16 protein-coding genes are annotated in these 18275 nt (G+C 61.8%); 7 read left to right on the top strand and 9 right to left on the bottom strand.

All coding sequences use genetic code 11. The features are described 5' to 3' along the window. Position 1: 1 nt before the first annotated feature. Positions 2 to 760 carry a methyltransferase gene (locus Q0677_RS10540; protein WP_298909441.1) on the bottom strand — a complete coding sequence of 253 codons (759 nt, stop codon included), beginning with the start codon at positions 758 to 760 and terminating at the stop codon, positions 2 to 4. Positions 761 to 765: 5 nt separating this feature from the next. Further along, on the bottom strand, positions 766 to 981 hold the full coding sequence (locus Q0677_RS10545; RefSeq protein ID WP_133489139.1) for a DUF2007 domain-containing protein: 216 nt from the start codon (positions 979 to 981) through the stop codon (positions 766 to 768). A gap of 59 nt (positions 982 to 1040) precedes the next feature. Here Q0677_RS10545 and Q0677_RS10550 point away from each other — a divergent pair, with 59 nt between their 5' ends. Beyond that, positions 1041 to 2036, top strand: a complete 996-nt coding sequence (locus tag Q0677_RS10550; protein ID WP_298909446.1) for a polyprenyl synthetase family protein — start codon at positions 1041 to 1043, stop codon at positions 2034 to 2036. Positions 2037 to 2132: 96 nt separating this feature from the next. Here the strand turns inward: Q0677_RS10550 and Q0677_RS10555 are convergent, their stop codons facing one another. The 3 genes from Q0677_RS10555 to Q0677_RS10565 form a co-directional block, all read right to left on the bottom strand. Then, complete coding sequence (locus Q0677_RS10555; RefSeq protein WP_298909449.1) at positions 2133 to 2963, bottom strand: 4-(cytidine 5'-diphospho)-2-C-methyl-D-erythritol kinase; 831 nt, start codon at positions 2961 to 2963, stop codon at positions 2133 to 2135. Continuing rightward, positions 2960 to 4681 (bottom strand): tetratricopeptide repeat protein, encoded by a 1722-nt coding sequence (locus tag Q0677_RS10560; protein WP_298909455.1) that lies wholly within the window; start codon positions 4679 to 4681, stop codon positions 2960 to 2962. The genes Q0677_RS10555 and Q0677_RS10560 overlap by 4 nt, the downstream gene beginning before the upstream one ends. A 122-nt stretch (positions 4682 to 4803) precedes the next feature. After that, complete coding sequence (locus Q0677_RS10565; protein WP_298909456.1) at positions 4804 to 6456, bottom strand: electron transfer flavoprotein-ubiquinone oxidoreductase; 1653 nt, start codon at positions 6454 to 6456, stop codon at positions 4804 to 4806. 293 nt (positions 6457 to 6749) lie between these two features. On the opposite strand from Q0677_RS10565, the gene greA reads away from it, so the two are divergent. Beyond that, entirely contained in the window at positions 6750 to 7220 is a 471-nt protein-coding gene (gene greA / locus Q0677_RS10570; protein WP_133489149.1) for a transcription elongation factor GreA, read from the top strand. 68 nt (positions 7221 to 7288) lie between these two features. Then, the gene (locus Q0677_RS10575) at positions 7289 to 8293 is read left to right on the top strand and encodes a hypothetical protein (RefSeq protein ID WP_298910449.1); all 1005 of its coding nucleotides are present in this window, start codon (positions 7289 to 7291) and stop codon (positions 8291 to 8293) included. 292 nt (positions 8294 to 8585) lie between these two features. On the opposite strand, the gene Q0677_RS10580 is transcribed toward Q0677_RS10575, so the two are convergent. The 4 genes from Q0677_RS10580 to Q0677_RS10595 all read right to left on the bottom strand — a co-directional run bounded on the left by Q0677_RS10580 (position 8586) and on the right by Q0677_RS10595 (position 14880). Further along, entirely contained in the window at positions 8586 to 11909 is a 3324-nt protein-coding gene (locus tag Q0677_RS10580; protein WP_298909459.1) for an efflux RND transporter permease subunit, read from the bottom strand. A 3-nt stretch (positions 11910 to 11912) separates the two neighbouring features. Continuing rightward, on the bottom strand, positions 11913 to 13370 hold the full coding sequence (locus tag Q0677_RS10585) for an HlyD family efflux transporter periplasmic adaptor subunit (protein WP_298909462.1): 1458 nt from the start codon (positions 13368 to 13370) through the stop codon (positions 11913 to 11915). 122 nt (positions 13371 to 13492) lie between these two features. Further along, positions 13493 to 14041: a molybdenum cofactor biosynthesis protein B gene (gene moaB, locus Q0677_RS10590; RefSeq protein ID WP_298909464.1), complete on the bottom strand. Its 549-nt coding sequence runs from the start codon at positions 14039 to 14041 to the stop codon at positions 13493 to 13495. 23 nt (positions 14042 to 14064) lie between these two features. After that, positions 14065 to 14880: a uracil-DNA glycosylase gene (locus Q0677_RS10595; RefSeq protein WP_298909466.1), complete on the bottom strand. Its 816-nt coding sequence runs from the start codon at positions 14878 to 14880 to the stop codon at positions 14065 to 14067. A gap of 126 nt (positions 14881 to 15006) precedes the next feature. Here Q0677_RS10595 and Q0677_RS10600 point away from each other — a divergent pair, with 126 nt between their 5' ends. Genes Q0677_RS10600 through plsY form a run of 4 tightly spaced genes read left to right on the top strand, consistent with a single transcriptional unit; the run spans position 15007 to position 18273 of the window. Then, on the top strand, positions 15007 to 15969 hold the full coding sequence (locus Q0677_RS10600) for an aspartate carbamoyltransferase catalytic subunit (protein WP_133489159.1): 963 nt from the start codon (positions 15007 to 15009) through the stop codon (positions 15967 to 15969). Beyond that, positions 15962 to 16393 carry a hypothetical protein gene (locus Q0677_RS10605; protein WP_298909469.1) on the top strand — a complete coding sequence of 144 codons (432 nt, stop codon included), beginning with the start codon at positions 15962 to 15964 and terminating at the stop codon, positions 16391 to 16393. Before Q0677_RS10600 ends, Q0677_RS10605 begins: the two co-directional genes overlap by 8 nt. A gap of 10 nt (positions 16394 to 16403) precedes the next feature. After that, positions 16404 to 17675 carry a dihydroorotase gene (gene pyrC, locus Q0677_RS10610; RefSeq protein WP_298909471.1) on the top strand — a complete coding sequence of 424 codons (1272 nt, stop codon included), beginning with the start codon at positions 16404 to 16406 and terminating at the stop codon, positions 17673 to 17675. Next, positions 17668 to 18273: a glycerol-3-phosphate 1-O-acyltransferase PlsY gene (gene plsY, locus Q0677_RS10615; protein WP_298909474.1), complete on the top strand. Its 606-nt coding sequence runs from the start codon at positions 17668 to 17670 to the stop codon at positions 18271 to 18273. Before pyrC ends, plsY begins: the two co-directional genes overlap by 8 nt. Positions 18274 to 18275 lie beyond the last annotated feature (2 nt).

Consider the following 18275-nt stretch of genomic DNA (forward strand, 5'->3'; position numbering starts at 1 on the left):
TTTACCCCCAGCACAATGCCGCCCCGTCGCGCAGGATGGCCTGAATCTCGGGCGTATAATGCTCGCGATCCGAAGTATGCGCGGCGCCTTCATGCAGAACAATCGGCGCGGCCAGACGGAACGCCGCGCGCCCGCCTTTGCGGGCTTGCAACAGAAGCAGCTTCGCGGCGCGCCCGGTGCGCGGGGACAACGGTTGCACCACCACCGACCCCAGTCGGTCATCAAGTGCTGATAGGATGTCCGGCAACCTCTCGGCCGCGTTGATCATCGTCAGCATCCCACGTGGTTTCAGGCGGCGCGTGGCTTGATCCATCCAGACCGCCAAGGGGGTCTCTTCCCCCATCGCCTGTTCGCGGGCGTCATGTGGCGACATGCTGCCACGCGCGCGGTCGAAATAGGGCGGGTTCATGATCACATGATCAAAGCTTAGGGCGCGTAGCGCATCCGGCATCCGCGCCAGATCGCCGTCATGCACGGTCAAGGAAATTCCGTTATCTTCCGCATTCTTGCGCGCCAGGGTCGCGTGATCCGCCTGCCGCTCGATCCCGTGCAGCGTTAGCCCTGATACCCGCCGCCCTAGACACAGGGATGCCGCCCCAACGCCGCAGCCCAATTCTAACACAGACTGGCCGGCCTGCGCGGCCACGGCGCTTGCCAGAAACACCGGATCGACCCCAGCGCGATAGCCGGTTCTGGGTTGCGTCAGCACAAGCTGCCCACCCAGAAAATCATCCTGTGTCAGATCGTCGGGATGCATCATGGCCCTTAGCTTTCAAAGGCGATGTCGTGGTCGCGCAAGATCGCCTGCGCCATGAACAAATCCTCGTCCCGCACCATCAAGCGGCGCGGCAAAATGCCAATGCTTCCTTCCAACGCACTCATATGGACGTCCATCGCAAAGCAAGCTATATCCTCGCCTGTAAGAAGGGCGGTGACGAAGGGGATCATGGTTGGATCCGTGGTTCTCAGAAGCTCTTTCATACTTTCGGAGATAAGGGCATCCCCGCCCATTTGTCGAGCCGGTTGACGGGAAGGTGAAGATGCTGATCGAAGCTGCACATAAACCGCATGAGCGTCTGGGCCAGCATCTGGCCGCGGATATGGATGCTGTGAACACGCTGATTCGCGAGCGGATGGCCTCGAAACATGCGCCGCGTATTCCCGAAGTGACTGCGCATCTGGTCGATGCAGGCGGCAAACGTCTGCGCCCGATGCTGACCTTGGCCGCCGCGCGTCTGTGTGGCTATGACGGCCCTTATCACATCCATTTGGCCGCGACGGTCGAGTTTATTCACACCGCGACGCTGCTGCATGATGATGTGGTGGACGAAAGCGCCCAACGGCGTGGGCGACCCACCGCGAACCTTCTGTGGGACAACAAGTCCAGCGTATTGGTGGGCGACTACCTGTTCTCGCGCTCGTTCCAGCTGATGACTGATACCGGCTCGCTGGACGTGCTGCGCATCCTATCCAATGCCTCGGCCACGATTGCAGAAGGCGAAGTTCTGCAGCTGACCGCCGCGCAGGACCTGTCAACGGACGAGGAAATCTACCGTCAGGTTGTCCGAGGCAAGACTGCCGCGCTGTTCTCGGCGGCGACCGAGGTGGGCGGTGTCATCGCAGACGCGCCGGAAGATCAGGTGAAAGCGCTGTTCGACTATGGCGACGCGCTGGGGATTTCCTTCCAGATCGTGGACGATCTGCTGGACTATTGGGGTGGCGACGCCACCGGCAAGAACATCGGCGACGACTTCCGCGAACGCAAGCTAACCCTGCCGCTGATCAAGGCCGTGGCCAAGGCCGACGACGAAGAGCGTGCCTTTTGGACCCGCACGATCGAAAAAGGCCGTCAGGAAGAGGGTGATCTGGAGCGCGCGTTGGAGCTGTTGAACAAACACGGCGCGCTGGAAGACACGCGGGCCGAGGCGATCGCCTGGGCAGACAAAGCCAAAGCCGCCCTGACCGCGCTACCCGACGCCCCTATCCGCCACATGCTGCATGACATCGCAGACTACGTGGTCGCGCGCCTGAACTAAACTTCCTCTTGCGTTAAATACCTCAGGGGAGCGCGCAGCGCGGGGGCAGCGCCCCCTAGGCTCACGAAGTGAGCCACCGACAGCCCGCCGACAGCCTTACGCCAGATTCGCCGCTTCTACCCACCAGTCAGGCTGCGCCGTTGCCAGCGCGGCCGCCCCGGCGTGCGCCGCGTCCTCGGTTTCAAACAACGCAAAGCACGTTGCCCCGGATCCTGACATCCGCGCCAATCGCGCGCCGGGCAGATCGGTCAGCGCGTCCAACGCGTCCTGAATGACCGGGGACCGTGCAATCGCCGGGGCTTCCAAATCATTGCGTTGGGTTGCTAGCCAGTCGATGAACACACCCGTTTTCATACCCTGCGGGATCCGTTTGGGCATGGGCGGGTTTTGTTTGCTCTCCAGCGCTTTGAACACCTCGGGGGTTGGCACGTCCACACCCGGATTTGCCAGAACCGCGAACAAGGGCGGCAGACCGGGGCAGGGGGCGACGTCTTCGCCAATCCCGCGCATCCGGGCGGCTTGCCGCATCAGGCAGACGCGCACGTCTGCGCCCAGCTCTGCCACGCCCTCGGGCAGGCGCGTGTCTCCGATCAGGTCGGACAGCGCCAAAATGGTCGCCGCCGCGTCCGAGCTTCCGCCCCCGATCCCTGCTGCTGCGGGCAGATGTTTGGACAAGACGATATGCACCGGGACGCCAAACAGGTCTGCCGCGCGGGCAACTAGGTTTGAGCCATCCGCCGGGACACCCGCCGCTTTCGGGCCAATCACCTCCAGCCGGTTTTGTTCGGCAGGCATCACGGTGATCCGATCGCCCACATCGGCGAAGACCACAAGGCTGTCCAGCAGGTGATAGCCATCACGCCGCTGCCCCGTCACATGCAGGGTCAGGTTCACCTTGGCGGGGGCGAAAACCTTTGTGATGCTCATTCGGACGCGTGCAGGGGATCAGCCCCTTCTTCTTCCAGAACCACGTCCAATCCAACCTCGAGCTTGCGGCGAATGCGGTCGGGATCAAGCTCGGTCAGGTCGGTGTCATCGGTGATGAAGCTTAGGGCGCGGCTCCATTGGAACTCGGCCTCGCGCTTGCGGCCAACGGCCCAATAGGTGTCGCCCAGATGGTCGTTCAGGATCGGTTCTACCGGGTCCAGTTCGACCGCGCGCTCCATCTGCACGACGGCCTCGTCATAGCGGCCTAGGCGGTACAGAACCCAGCCCAGACTGTCGACGATATAGCCACGATCCGGGCGGGCTGCGACGGCGCGTTCGATCATACCCAATGCCTCGTCCAGCTTCTCGCGCCGCTCAACCAGCGAATAGCCCAGATAGTTCAGGACGGTGGGTTGCTCGGGGCTCAGCTCCAGTGCTTTGCGGAAGCCTTCCTCGGCGGCGGGCCAGTCGCCCAGTTTGTGGGCAGCAATGGCGCGCTGGAAATAGGTGGGCCATTGGGTGGGAAGGTCGGCTTCGAACCGGGCGATAGCAAGGTCATAGGCATCGCGGGCCTCGGCAAAGCGGTCCTGCTGCATCAACGTATCCCCAAGCGCCACGCGAAAGCGCAGCGTGTCGGGGAAGGTTTCGGCCAGCGTGCGTAGCTCTCCGGTCGCTTCGTCCAACCGGTCAGCGCGACGCAGCACATCGGTGCGACCAAGGGCAGCGTGCTGATACGCAAAACTGTCTTGCGGAACCCGGCCATAGGTCTCGATCGCCAGATCATGGTGGCCTATATCTTCTAGGATCTGGGCCGATAGAACCAAAACACCGGCATGGGTTGGGGCAAGATGTTCGGCCACGCGATTGTAGAGAAGGATGCCGGTCTGGTCGCCCTCGGGGCCGACGGATTCGGCCACGGCAAACAACAGTTCGGCAATCCCGTCTTGCGGCGCGCGAATGATGGTGAAGTCGAGCGTTTTTCCCGCCTCGAGATCCGCGATCACCTGTTCGACTTCGGCGTCGGACATGCCCGACCGGGCGGCCTTCATCAGCTCAAGCGCTTTGCCCTGTTGGTCGCTTTGGCTAAGCGACTGCGCATGCGCGAACAGGCCCGAGCGGTTCAGTTGCAGCGCTCCGTCCTCACCGCCCAGAATGTGGGCCGCGCCTTCGAAATCCCCGACATAGGCCAGCATCAACGCCTTTTGATACAGAGTGAAACCGTGGCTGGCATTGCCTTCCCCAAGCGTATCGAAGATCGCCAGTGCCTCTGACATCTTGCCTTGTCCAATGCGGATCCAGGCCTGAATCATCTGGTCAATCACCGGGGCGATCGACACCTTTGTGCCCACAAGCGCAGTCGCCGTGTCCCAATCGCCTTTCTTCAGCGCATCGCCCAACAGGACCAGCGCGGCGATCTGGTTGTTTTTACTGACCGAGGCCATTCTGCGCGCATAGGGCAGCGCATCATCCAGCTTGCCAAGCGCAATCTGGGCGACGATCAGCCCTTCCAGCACGTCCAGATTCTGCGGATCCTGCGCAATCGCACGAGTGCCATATTCAACCATTTCGGGGAAATTGCGCGACAGATCGGCGTGCCGTGCGGCCAGATAGGCCCCCGCGACATTATCCGCGTAAGCCGCGGTTCCCACAGCGCAGTGCGCGGCCAGAAGGGTCGGAAGGGCAAGGCGGCGTAGAGCCGAGGATGTCAGGCGGAACAAGGGCAGAAATTCCTTAAGTCGCAGCAGGGTTACGTCTGCAAAACCTAATGTGCCTTCCAGTTGAAAACAATGAGGGGCAGCACATGGCCGCCCCTCTTTGTCGCTTTTTTGATCGCTTGCGATCACATGTTCGGATAGTTCGGCCCGTCGCCGCCCTGCGGAACCGTCCAAGTGATGTTCTGGCTGGGGTCCTTGATGTCGCAGGTCTTGCAGTGGACGCAGTTCTGGAAGTTCACGACAAAGCGCGGGTCTTTGCCTTCTTCTTCGACGACTTCGTACACACCGGCCGGGCAGTAACGCTGCGCGGGTTCTGCGAACTCGGGCAGGTTGACCGAGATCGGCAGATCCGGGTTTGCCAGCTTCAGGTGGCACGGCTGGCTTTCTTCGTGGTTGGTGGCCGCGAAGGATACGTTGGTCAGGCGGTCAAAGGACAGCGTGCCATCGGGTTTCGGATAGTCGATTTCCGGGTAATCCTTGGCCTTGCCGGTGGCTTCCGCATCGGACTTGCCGTGCTTCACGGTGCCGAAGGGCGAGAACTTGAAGATCGACTGGACCCACATGTCCAGACCGCCCAGCATCAGCGATGCGGTCAGGCCGTATTTCGACCATAGCGGCTTGACGTTGCGGACCTTCTTCAGGTCTTTCGCGACGTCGCCGGTGCGCAGTTCTTCTTCGTAATCGTTCAGCTCGTCGCTGGAACGGCCTTCTTTGATGGCCTTCACTGCCGCATCAGCCGCAGCAATGCCCGACAGCATGGCGTTGTGGTTGCCCTTGATGCGCGGCACGTTCACCAGACCGACCGAGCAGCCCAAGAGTGCGCCACCGGGGAACGAAGCTTTCGGCATCGACTGATAGCCACCTTCCGAGATCGCACGCGCACCGTAGGCCACGCGCTTGCCGCCTTCCAGCAGCTTGGCGATTTCCGGGTGATGCTTGAAGCGCTGGAATTCCATGTAGGGATACAGGTGCGGGTTCTTGTAGTTCAGGTGAACAACGAAGCCGACAAACACCTGGTTGTTTTCCAGGTGATAGATGAACGAGCCACCGCCTGCGTTCTTGCCCAGCGGCCAGCCCATCGTGTGGGTCACGGTGCCTTCGCGGTGCTTGGCGGGGTCGATCTCCCAGATCTCTTTCATGCCGACGCCGAATTTCTGAACGTCGCGGCCAGCCTGCAGGTCGTATTTGGCGATGATCTCTTTCGCCAGCGATCCACGCACACCTTCCGAGATGAAGACGTATTTGCCGTGTAGTTCCATGCCCGGCTCGGTGTTGGGGCCATAGGATCCGTCGGCTTCCAGACCGAAGACGCCAGCAACGACACCCTTCACTTCGCCATTGTCGCCATAGACCAGTTCGGATGCGGCCATGCCGGGGAAGATTTCCACGCCCAGCTCTTCAGCCTGTTCGGCCATCCAGCGGCAAACATTCGCCATCGAGACGATGTATTTGCCGTGGTTGTTCATCAGGGGCGGCATCGGCCAATTCGGCACGCGCAGGTGACCTGCCGGTCCAAGAACAAGGAAGTTGTCTTTCTTCACTTCCGTCTTGATCGGTGCGCCTTTGTCCTTCCAGTCCGGGATCAGCTTGTCCAAGCCGCAGGTGTCCAGCACAGCACCCGACAGGATGTGCGCGCCCACTTCCGAGCCCTTCTCTAGCACCACAACCTCAAGGTCTGGGTCTTGCTGTTTCAGTCGAATGGCGGCGGACAGGCCAGCGGGGCCTGCGCCCACGATCACCACGTCGTATTCCATGCTTTCGCGTTCGATGTCGCTCATAATCTTTTCCCCGGATGGTCCGTTTCGCAAGATCGTTAGCTTGACGCACGGGGCGGGTCAATCAGGACACGACGTTACAAGGGTGTGTTTCCGACAAATTTGCCGAACCACGGCTTTGTTTGCGCTGACACCAGCGGCGCGGGGGTGAAATGCTGCATTTCGGATCCAATCGTGCAAGCAAACAAGGGCGTTGCAAATCGCGCCGGATTGCTAGATTTTCGACCCGACCGAGCCGAAATGAGACCACGCTGGCGGGCACCTTCGTGCCGAGCGACAATAAATGAACAGGTTTGATGGAAAAAATACCTTTGACCCGCGCGGGCCACACCGCGCTGAATGACGAGTTGAAGCAGCTGAAAACTGTAGAGCGCCCCGCGATCATCGAGGCGATTGCCACCGCGCGCGAGCTTGGCGACCTGAAAGAGAACGCCGAATACCACTCGGCCCGCGAAAAGCAGGGCTTCATCGAAGGCCGTATTAAGGAACTCGAAGGCATCCTGTCGCTGGCCGAAGTGATCGACCCGGCGAACATGTCTGGCACCGTCAAGTTCTCGGCCACCGTCACGATCGTTGACGAAGACACCGACGAAGAGAAGACCTATCAGATCGTTGGCGAGCCCGAAGCCGATATCGAAAACGGCAAGCTGAACATCAAGTCCCCCTTGGCCCGCGCCCTGATCGGCAAGGAAGAAGGCGACAGCGTCGAGGTCCGTACGCCGGGCGGCGAGAAAGCTTATGAAATCCTGAGCATCGACTGGATCTAACCGTGGCAGACAAGCCCCAGACACCGGACACCAAGCGGTTCCCCCCGAAGGGGACCGCACCGTTAGAGATGCTGGACGAAGCGTCCACGCTCTCGGTGGCCGAGGTAATCGGTCTGGCCCTGTCCTTCGTCTGGTTGGCGGGATGTGCGATGTTCTTCATGGTGATGGGCACCGGTCCGTCTGAGGGTGGCTTTGACCCGCTTCGGTTCGTGATGGTTGTCGTGGCGATTGCGATGCCTGTCGCGATGATCTGGGTGGCTGTCGCCGCGATGCGCTCGGCGCGGATTATGCGGCAGGAAAGCACCCGGCTGAAAGCGGCAATCGACGGGATGCGCACCGCGTATTTGCAGCAGCAACAAAGCATGGGCGGCCCCGGCGCGCAGGTGTCGAAGGTCGAACAGAAGCTGGAAGAGATCGCCAAGGTCTCGCGCCGGACAGAAACGGCGCTGGCGACGTTCGTGTCGATTCGCCCCGGAATGCCTAACTTGGCCAACCCGCACCCGGACCCGGTAGCGCCAGCGATGGGGCCCGAGGAAACGGCGAAAGAACCGGTTGATCAAACGAAGCTCGAACTTGGCACGCCGGCCGAAGATATGATCCCGCCGCTGTCGATCGAGGACTTCATCCGCGCGATGCACTTCCCCGAACATGCCCAAGATGCCGAGGGCTTCCGCGCCCTGCGTCGCGCCCTTGAAGATCGTCAGGTCGCGGGGCTGGTGCAGGCGGCACAAGATATCCTGACGCTGATGTCGCAAGACGGCATCTATATGGACGACCTGCGCCCCGACCGCGCCCGCCCCGAGGTTTGGCGCAAGTTCGCCGCAGGGGAACGCGGAAAAGAGATTGCTGCGTTGGGTGGCGTGCGGGATCGTTCGTCCTTGGCTTTGACGGCGGGACGGATGCGCAAGGATCCGGTGTTCCGCGACACGGCCCACCATTTCCTGCGTCGCTTCGACCAGACCTTCGCGCAGTTCGAAAAGAACGCCTCGGACGCGGATCTGGCGGCAATGGCCGACACCCGCACCGCGCGGGCGTTCATGCTGCTGGGGCGCGTGACGGGGACGTTCGACTAAACCCTCCCGCCCATGTGCCATGCCTGATGGCCTGTCCCTTGGTTTGGGGCGGCCTCGCTTCGCTCGGCAGATTTCAGGCCTCCGGTAGGGATATTTGTGACAAGAAAAGCGCGTAACGGGATATTAACTATCGCGATATAGCCTCAAGGAGCGGTACAGGCGGGGACGCCGATGGCCGCACAAGGAAAAGCGCAAGCTTGAAGGAGAGGGCAGCCCCCTCTCTTTTTCTTGTTTCAAGTATCCTGGGGTGAATGCGCGAAGCGCAGAGGGGCAAAGCCCCTTCTCGGCTCTATCACCCCGATCGGCGTTGGCTGGAATAGGCCGCCGCCATACTGATTACCGCGATGGCTCCGCACATCATGACCGCCCGCAGGATCGCGCCGTTTGTGGCGCCCCAAATCGCGACGGACCCGGCGAAGGCCAGCAGCATTGCGCCTGCGGCCACCCCGGTCACGCGCACTGCCGGTTTCGCCGCCGCACGCCCGCGCCCGTGCCAAAGACGCCGCAGCGTTCCTAGCATCTTACCGATGTCGGTCTGAATGGCGATCAGCGATGGTACGATCAGCAGTACCAGAAACATCCCGAACCCAAGCCCATAGATCAACGTGATCACCGTGGGTTTCAGGAACTGCGCTTGCCGCGAGGTCTCGTACAGCAGCGGCATCAGCCCCAGCACGGTGGTCAGGGTGGTCAGCATCACCGCGCGCAGGCGGTCGGCGGTGCCCTCGATGATCGCCGGGATGATCCCGCGTTCCTTCGCGTATTCGTCGATGGTGGTCACCAGTACGATGGAATCGTTGATGATGATCCCCGTCATCCCGATCAGCCCCACGACCGAGAACATGGACAACGGAACCCCCCATTGCACATGCCCGTAAATTGCCCCGACCAGCCCGAAGGGAATGATCGACATGACCACCAAAGGCCGCGTCCAACTTGAGAAGATCCATGCGAGCGTCAGGAAGATCCCCAGCAGCACCAGAATCAGACCGGTACGTGCATCCGAAAGGAAATCACGCTGCTGCTCGGCCAGCCCGCCGATGCGGTATTCGATCGAGTGGGTTTCGGCCAGCGCGGGCAGGATTTCGGTCTCGATGGTGCGTTGGATTTCCTCGGCGCGGGCCGCGTTGTCCTCGCTGATATCACCCGAGACATTGACCATCCGGATGCCGTTTTCCCGTTGGACAGTGGCGAAGCCCTGGCGCGTTTGCACCGACACCAGATCGGCGAGGCTAACATAGGCACCGGACTGCGTGCGCAGCTGCATCCGTTCAAGGAAATCGGCGGAGCGTTCGCCGTCCGGAATCTCAACGCGGATTTCGGCCGAGCGCGTGCCGTCGGGATAGGTGGCAGCCTCGACACCGTTCAAGCGATTGCGCAACACGCGGCTGAGGTCATCAATGGTGAAGCCAAGTGCCTTGCCCTGCGCGGTCAGGTCCAAAATTAGCTCTTCCTTATCATAGCTCAGGCTGTCTTCCAGCGCGGACACTTCGGGATATGGAATCAACTGGGTTTTCAGGTCTTCGGCGGCGGCTTTCAGGGCCTCGGATGTTGCCCCAAACAGGTCGACATCAAGGCTGTCGCCGCCCGGGCCGAAGCGGCCACCGCGGAAGGACAGGACTTCAAGTAGAGGGTGATTCACGATCTCGTCCTGAAGGGCCGAGACGAGCTCGAACGTGGAGTAGGGGCGCAAGTCGGCGTCGATCAGTTCGACCACGATCGACCCCAGAAGATCCGCATCTTTGTTGTCCACGCCCGACAGGCCGCGCCCCGCGTTACCGCCGATTTGCGCCAGTGCGCTGGCCACGGGGTCTGCGCCGTATTCTTCCTCGAACTGGGCTGTCGTCTTCTCGACGGCGCGCTGCAGATTGTCCAGCATGGCGCTCGTATCGGCGCGGGTTGCACCTTCGGCCATGGCAAAGTTGGCAGTGATGGTCGAGCTTTCCGGAGCGCTGAAGAAGCGGAAGGTCAGGTCGCCGCGAATGAAGATCGACGCTTGGCTGACCAAGATCAGTATGGTCGCCGCTATCACCGGATAGCGCGCCTTGATCACCAACGCCATGAGGGGACGGAACGCATTGTCACGCACCCAGCGGAAGCCTTTGTTCACCTGTCGCGAGGGCCAGTCATACCAGTGTTCCTTCGCTGTATGGGTCAGCGCATGCGCCATGTGGTGTGGCAGGATCAGGAAGCACTCGATCAGGGACGCCGCCAGCACCACGATCACGGTGAAGGGGATATCGGTGATGAGGTCTCCGAACCGTCCACCGATCGAGGTCACGCCGAAGAACGCGATGATGGTGGTCAGGGTGGCCGAGAAGACCGGCGGGAACATCCGCTTTGCGGCGTTCTCGGACGCTGCGAAGGGGCTTTCGCCCAGCCGGCGGGCCCGAAAATCCGCGTGTTCGCCTACCACGATGGCGTCATCCACCACGATCCCCAGCGTGATGATCAACGCGAAAAGCGAGATCATGTTGATCGTGATCCCAGACATATACATCAGGAAAACAGCAGTGGTCATGGCGACGGGGATGCCCGCCGCGACCCAAAACGCGGTGCGGGCGTTCAGGAACAGGAAAAGCAGAAGCAGAACCAACCCAAGCCCTTGAAGCCCGTTTTCGGTCAGCATTTTCAGGCGCGCAGATATCAGCTCTGACCGCGTGCGCATCAGTTCGATCTCGACGCCTTCGGGCAGGGTTTCCAGCATCTCGGCGCGGATGTCCTCGACGATCTCTTGCAGCTCGATTGCGTCCCCTTGGGCGGATCGCGAGACGTTCAGCGCCATCGCCGGATTATCGCCCACGAAATAAGAGCGGTTGCGGTCTACGCCTTCGACGCGGACGGTCGCGACGTCTCCGATGGTCAGGTTCGATCCGTCGGCATTGGCGCGCAGGACCAATGCAGCGATGTCATCCGGCGTCCGCTTTGGATCACCCGTGCGTACCCGCGCCGCGCCGGACGAAACATTGCCCGCCGGGTTTGTGCTGACCGCGCCTGCGATGACTTCGGCAATCTGGGCCATTGTCACATCGTTTTCGATGAGCGACAGCGAGGTCACCTCGACCACGGTTTGCGGCGCGGCAAAACCTCGGATCGAGGTGCGCGTCACGCCGCGCTCAAACAGGCGGATCACCATTTCATCGGCAAAGCGGCCCAGCTGTTCAATCGCCACAGGACCCGAGATCACCACATCCGTTACGCTATCGCGCCAGACGCCGCGCCGGACTTGGGGGGTGTCGGCGTCTTCGGGCAGATCGGTGATCTCGTCTACCGCAGTCTGGATGTCATCGGCGGCCTGATTGACGTTCCAGCCGGGCTCGAACTCCATCGTGATGTTCGCCCGCCCTTCGAAGGCACGCGAGCTGACGCTAGAGACGCCATCCACGGCCAGAAGCGAAGGCTCCAGCACTTGGACGATGGCGGTGTCCACGTCCTCGGCACCAGCGCCCTGCCATGTGGTGTTGACCGAAACGGTCTCGACTACGACATCGGGGAAGAACTGTGCCCGCATTTGCGGATAGCTGGCGATGCCAAGCGCCATCAGGATCACCAACAGCAGATTGGCGACCGTGGCATGGCGGGTAAAATAGGACAGGATGCCGTTGGCGGGGGTCATGGATCAGTTCTCCATGTTCTTCTCAAGCCGCGCCAGAGTGTCAGCGGGCAACTCGCCTTCCTCTAACTGGCGCAGGATGCGATCACGGGCGCTTTCCGGCATCCGCGTGTTGCTTTCCACGAAGCTTTTCAACAGCGCGACGCGGGCCGGGTCCAGCGCGACCATTTCGGGCTTGGCTTCCGGGGTGAGTTTGCCATCGCGCACCGGGCGCACACGAATGCCTTCCCCCAAAACCGGGCTGCGCTTGGTGATTGCTTCGCGCCCGTTCAGGCCGGAGGCGCGGACCAGCACGTCATCACCTTGGCGACGCAGAAGCGTCACCTGTGCGCTTTCCAACCGGTCCCCTTCGCCCAGAAGTAGGATATTGCCGGACGCATCCAGTGCGGTTGCTGGCAGGCGAACGACCTGATCCAACGGCGGCTCGGACAGTTCGACGGTCACGAAATCGCCCGGACGCAAGCCCGGTGTGGCGTCGAGATTGGCAAAGAGCATCCGGCCCGTTTGTCCTTCACCCACATCGGCGTTTTCACGGTCCACGCGGCCGGTGGCGGTCAGGTCTACGCCGGTGGCTTCCAGCCGGACCGTGACCGGTAGATCCGCAAGCGCGCCGTTGTCTGCCAGAAGCCGTGCATATTGCGCGGTCGAGACGCGGAAGCCGACCTCAAGCTTGTTGGGGTCGACCAAGCGTGCCAGCTTTTCGTTCGGGGTAACAAGGCCGCCGAGCAACACGGTTACATCTGTCAAAGTTCCTGAAAATGAAGCGCGTATCTCGGTTTCGTCCAGTCGGCGCTGGGCTTCGTCGCGGGCGATCTCGCGGCGGGATAGGGTGGCTTCGGCGGTGGCGACACGGGCTTCGGCTGTGATGACTGCCTGACGCTTGCCCAGCACGGCCTGCGCCGCGGTCGAGGCTGCGAGTGCTGCGTTTTCGACGGCCGCTTCGGTGCCGACACCCCGTTCAACAAGGTCATTTTGTCGGGCCAAAGCGGCGTCGCGCAGCTCGGCCTGACGTCGGGCGTTGTCCAGATCATCGCGGGCCAGATCCAAGGCGGCGGTTGCATCACGCAACTCGGCCTTGGCTTGGGTCAGGTCTGTCTCGGCCAAGTCCAGCGCGGCTTTATAGTCGGTCGGGTCGATGCGCAGCAAAAGCGCGCCTTCTTCGACCTGTCCGCCGTTTACGAAGGTCTCGGACATTTCAACCACGGTGCCCGAGGCACGGGCGCGGATGTCCAGGCCCCGGCGCGTGGCGAGTTCCCCGAACGAGGACAGGATGGGGGTAATGGTCGCGGGCTCCAGCGTGACCACATTGGCCGAAAACACCCGCTCGCGCCCAGACGGGGCCGCGTTGTCGCGATCCGCGCGGGCCTTAAAGGCTGATTGCACCATCAGTCCGGCCATCGCCAAAAGGCCGATCGTGGCAGCCAGCAGGAAAAGCCCAATCAGGCTGCGTCCCAGAAATCGCATACATCTCTCCGTCTCATCCGATGCTATCCTGACGCGCGCCTCAGGCCGGGGCAAGCGGCGTGTGGTCACAGGTGCGATAGCGTCGGCTCATATGATCCATACGGATCAAACGGATGAGCGGATTACTTCCGTCGCTTATGTTCGTCCAAACGCGGAAAAATTTCGACGAAGTTGCAGGGGTGGTGGCGATAATCCAGCTGATGCACCAGAATGTCGTCCCAAGCGTCCTTGCAAGCACCGGGGCTGCCGGGCAGGGCGAAGAAATAAGTGCCGTTGGCGACGCCCCCCGTGGCGCGGCTTTGCACCGCCGAGGTGCCGATCTTTTTCATCGAGACGATGGTGAAGACTGTCCCGAATGCCTCGATTTCTTTTTCATAGACATCGCGATGCGCCTCGACCGAGACATCGCGGCCCGTCAAGCCGGTGCCGCCGGTTGAAATCACCACGTCAATCTCGGGGTCCAAAGACCATGCGCGCAGCTGGTCGGCAATCTCGCCCCGTTCGTCCCGGATGATCTTGCGGTCGGCCAGCAGATGCCCGGCCCCCTCCAACCGTTTGACCAACGTATCGCCCGAGCGGTCCTCGTCCATCGAGCGGCTATCGGACACGGTCAGAACTGCGATGCGGACCGGGATGAACTCGCGTTGGTTGTCGGCAGGAACTTTGGACATGATGTGGCCTGTGATTTGGCGGGCTATGCGCCCTCGTTCAGTTTTGCTTGGATTTCCAGAAGATCCGCCCATGCCTCGCGTTTTGCCGCGGGGTTGCGCAGCAGATAGGCGGGGTGGAACATCGGCATGATCGGCCTGCCCCACTGGTTGTCCCAGTGGCCGCGCAGGCGGGTGATGCCGCGCTTGCCGAGGACGGCTTGGCACGGGGTGTTGCCCATCAAGACGATCAGCTCGGGCGCGACCAGCTGCACGTGACGTTCGAGGAAGGGGACCATCATGGCCATTTCCTCGGGCGATGGATCGCGGTTTTGTGGTGGGCGCCATGGCATGACGTTGGTGATGTAAATCGCGTCTTTCGACAGGGGCACATCGCGGCCCATGCCGATGGCGGCGAACATCTTGTCCAGAAGTTGACCGGCGCGACCAACAAAGGGTCGGCCTTCGATATCCTCGTCCCGGCCCGGCGCTTCGCCGATGATCATCACACGCGCGGCGGGGTTGCCGTCCGAGATCACCGTGTTGCGTGCGCCTTTCTTCAGCTCGCAGCCGTCAAAGGCTTTAATTGCGGCCTTCAGCCCGTCCAGATCCTGCGCCCCTGCGGCGGCTTGTTTGGCCAGCGCGACATAGTCGATCTTGGGCTCAGCAGGCGGCGGTGTTGGGGCGGTCCGTTTCGGCAGCTCGACCGGTGCGGATGCTTGGGCTTTGGGGGCGGGTTTCGGCTCGGACGGGGCCAAGGCATAGCGATCCACCGGGGCGTCGGAAATTGCATCCACCGCGCCCAGCTCGATCTGCCATTCCAAAAGCGCTTTTGCGCTGTGCCAGTCTTGTGCCGATTCCATGTGCGCAGCCTAAGTGCAGCCGAAGGGAAGGTAAACGCCCCACGATCGCACGATGCGTGCACACAAGGGATAGACGAACCCGCGCCCCAACCCTATAAGCGCGTGGAACACAGGACGGAGGCCCGTATGACATTCCGCCAACGACATCTTCTTGGGATCGAACAGCTTCACCCGGAAGAGATCAAAACCGTTCTCGATCTTGCCGACAGCTATGCCGAGATGAACCGCTCGTCCGTGAAGCATTCCGATGCTTTGGCCGGGCTGACCCAGATCAACATGTTCTTCGAGAACTCCACCCGCACGCAGGCCTCGTTCGAGATCGCCGGCAAGCGTCTGGGTGCGGATGTGATGAACATGGCGATGCAGGCGTCGTCGATTAAGAAGGGCGAGACGCTGATTGATACGGCGCTGACGCTGAATGCGATGCACCCGGATCTGCTGGTCGTGCGCCACCCGCATTCCGGCGCGGTGAACCTGCTGGCTGAGAAGGTGAATTGTGCCGTCTTGAACGCAGGTGACGGCAAGCACGAACACCCCACGCAAGCGCTTTTGGATGCGTTGACCATCCGGCGCGAGAAGGGCCGCCTGCATCGTCTGACCGTGGCGATCTGCGGTGACATCGCGCACTCGCGCGTGGCGCGTTCGAACCTGATCCTGCTGGGCAAGATGGAAAACCGCGTGCGCCTTGTGGGTCCGCCGACCCTGATGCCCAGCCAGATCGACCAGTTCGGGGTCGAGGTCTATGACGACATGGAAGAGGGTCTGAAAGACGCCGACGTCGTCATGATGCTGCGCCTTCAACGCGAGCGTATGGATGGCGGATTTATCCCCTCGGAACGCGAATACTATCACCGCTATGGTCTGGACGCCGAAAAACTGGCCCATGCCAAGGACGACGCCATTGTCATGCACCCCGGCCCGATGAACCGGGGGGTCGAGATTGACGGCACCATCGCCGACGACATCAACCGTTCGGTCATTCAGGAACAGGTGGAAATGGGCGTCGCCGTGCGTATGGCCGCAATGGACCTACTTGCGCGCAACCTGAAAGCGGAGCGCGAAAACCGGACCGAGGGCGTCTATGTCTGATACGTCGGAACGCACACTTGATCTGGAACCGGGTGAAAAGCTGATCGACAGCTTCTCGGGCAACACGAAGACCTATGTGAAAGAGCATGTGATGTTGGCCGCGCTGGGCGCGGTCGCGATCTCGGGCGCGTTGATGGCGATGGGCAATCCGCATGCCTGGACGGGTGTCGTCGGATCGGTCGCAGCCATCGGGGTGCGCGGGCTGTATGTCGCCAAGGAGCAGCTCGGCTTCACGTGGCACCTGACCAACCGCCGCCTGATCGGCCCGGATGGGCGCACCATTCTGTTGAGCTCGATCGACAAGGTGAACGTGATTTTCACCGCCGCGCAGATGGTGACCCTGACGGGCGACAAATACATGCTGAAATATCAGGCCGACGCCAAGGCCACCCAAGCCGCGATTGATCGTGCGCGAGGCGCGTAAGGAGACTGACATGACCACCACCTTCACCAATGCCCGCCTGATCAACCCGGAAACCGGCACGGACGAGATTGGCAGCCTGACCATCGAGGGCGGGTTGATTGTCGGCCTGAATGCGGGCGAGGCGGGCGAGGTCATCGATTGCGGCGGCAAGTGTCTGGCCCCCGGCATCGTGGATATCGGCGTGAAGATCGGCGAGCCGGGCGAGCGGCACAAGGAAAGCTTCCGCACCGCCGGTCTGGCGGCGGCGGCAGGCGGCGTGACCACGATGGTTATTCGTCCCGACACCACCCCCGCTGTGGATACGCCCGAGACATTGTCCTTTGTCACTCGTCGCGCGGGGCAGGTGACGCCGGTGAACGTGCACTCCATGGGCGCGTTGACCAAAGGCCGCGAAGGCCGCGAGATGGTCGAGATGGGTTTCATGCTAGATGCAGGCGCGATTGCCTTCACCGATTGCGACCACGTCGTCACCGACAATAAGGTCTATTCCCGCGCCATGACCTATGCCCGTTCGCTGCGCGCGCTGATCATCGGCCACCCGCAGGATCCGCAGCTGTCGAAAGGGGCGGCTGTGACCTCGGGCAAGTTTGCGTCCTTGCGCGGGTTGCCTGCTGTGAACCCACTGGCCGAGCGCATGGGGCTGGAACGCGATCTGGCTCTGGCCGAGATGACGGGCGTCGCCTATCACGCCGACAGCCTGTCGACCGCGAAATCGCTGCCTGCGTTGGAGCGCGCCAAAGCCGCGGGCGTTGACGTGTCCGCAGGCGTGAACATTCACCACCTAACCCTGAACGAACTGGACGTGGGCGACTATCGCACCTTCTTCAAGGTGAAGCCGCCTTTGCGCAGCGAAGACGACCGTTTGGCGATGGTCGAGGCCGTCGCCTCGGGTCTGATCGACATTATTTCGTCCATGCACACCCCGCAGGATGAGGAAAGCAAACGCCTGCCGTTCGAGGAAGCGGCCTCGGGCGCGGTGGCTTTGGAAACCTTGCTGCCCGCTGCGATGCGTCTGGTGCATGCTGGGCTAATCGACCTGCCGACGCTTTGGCGTGCGCTGTCGTTGAACCCCGCCCGCCGGTTTAACCTGCCGGGCGGAGAGCTAACCGTCGGCGCCCCCGCAGATCTGGTTCTGTTCGACCCTGATGCGCCGTTCGTTCTGGACCGTTTCAAGCTGAACTCGAAATCCAAGAACACGCCGTTCGACGGCGCGCGGATGGAGGGCAAGGTGCTGGGCACATGGGTCGCGGGCGAGCGCGTGTTTGGAGGCAATGATGCCTGATCTGCTCACCTCGTTTCCGCTGCTGATCGGTGTGGCCATCGCAGGCTATCTGCTGGGCTCGATCCCCTTTGGAATCGTTATGGCGCGGCTGTTCGGTCTGGGTGATTTGCGCCAGATAGGGTCGGGCAATATCGGCGCGACCAACGTGCTGCGTACGGGTAATAAAGTTGCCGCGTTCCTGACCCTGATCGGAGATGCCGGCAAAGGCGGCGCCGCCGTTCTGCTGGCCCGTGCGCTCTTTGCCGAAGACGCCGCGCAACTGGCGGGCTTCACTGCCTTCCTTGGACACTGCTTTCCGGTGTTTCTGGGCTTCAAAGGCGGCAAGGGTGTCGCCACATGGCTGGGCACCATGCTGGCCCTGGCCTTCCCGCTGGGACTGGCCGCTTGTGCCACGTGGCTTGTGACCGCGCTGGTCTTCCGCATTTCCTCGCTTGCCGCTTTGGTCGCGGCAGCCCTGTCGCCGGTCATTGCGTTGGCGTTCGGCTGGAACAGCCTTGTTCTTATTTCAGTTGCATTGGCTGCCTTGATTTTCTACCGCCACAGCGCGAATATCGCGCGTATCATCGCGGGCGAAGAGCCGCGTATTGGGCGCAAGTAGCG

Origin of the sequence: uncultured Aliiroseovarius sp. (genome assembly GCF_947492455.1) — a bacterium.
Classification (GTDB): Bacteria; Pseudomonadota; Alphaproteobacteria; order Rhodobacterales; family Rhodobacteraceae; genus Aliiroseovarius.

Coding starts and splice junctions, on each gene's coding strand:
- Q0677_RS10540 (WP_298909441.1), bottom strand. CDS start 760: ATGATGCATCCCGACGATCTGACACAGGATGATTTTCTGGGTGGGCAG.
- Q0677_RS10545 (WP_133489139.1), bottom strand. CDS start 981: ATGAAAGAGCTTCTGAGAACCACGGATCCAACCATGATCCCCTTCGTC.
- Q0677_RS10550 (WP_298909446.1), top strand. CDS start 1,041: ATGCTGATCGAAGCTGCACATAAACCGCATGAGCGTCTGGGCCAGCAT.
- Q0677_RS10555 (WP_298909449.1), bottom strand. CDS start 2,963: ATGAGCATCACAAAGGTTTTCGCCCCCGCCAAGGTGAACCTGACCCTG.
- Q0677_RS10565 (WP_298909456.1), bottom strand. CDS start 6,456: ATGAGCGACATCGAACGCGAAAGCATGGAATACGACGTGGTGATCGTG.
- greA (WP_133489149.1), top strand. CDS start 6,750: ATGGAAAAAATACCTTTGACCCGCGCGGGCCACACCGCGCTGAATGAC.
- Q0677_RS10575 (WP_298910449.1), top strand. CDS start 7,289: ATGCTGGACGAAGCGTCCACGCTCTCGGTGGCCGAGGTAATCGGTCTG.
- Q0677_RS10580 (WP_298909459.1), bottom strand. CDS start 11,909: ATGACCCCCGCCAACGGCATCCTGTCCTATTTTACCCGCCATGCCACG.
- Q0677_RS10585 (WP_298909462.1), bottom strand. CDS start 13,370: ATGCGATTTCTGGGACGCAGCCTGATTGGGCTTTTCCTGCTGGCTGCC.
- moaB (WP_298909464.1), bottom strand. CDS start 14,041: ATGTCCAAAGTTCCTGCCGACAACCAACGCGAGTTCATCCCGGTCCGC.
- Q0677_RS10595 (WP_298909466.1), bottom strand. CDS start 14,880: ATGGAATCGGCACAAGACTGGCACAGCGCAAAAGCGCTTTTGGAATGG.
- Q0677_RS10600 (WP_133489159.1), top strand. CDS start 15,007: ATGACATTCCGCCAACGACATCTTCTTGGGATCGAACAGCTTCACCCG.
- Q0677_RS10605 (WP_298909469.1), top strand. CDS start 15,962: ATGTCTGATACGTCGGAACGCACACTTGATCTGGAACCGGGTGAAAAG.
- pyrC (WP_298909471.1), top strand. CDS start 16,404: ATGACCACCACCTTCACCAATGCCCGCCTGATCAACCCGGAAACCGGC.
- plsY (WP_298909474.1), top strand. CDS start 17,668: ATGCCTGATCTGCTCACCTCGTTTCCGCTGCTGATCGGTGTGGCCATC.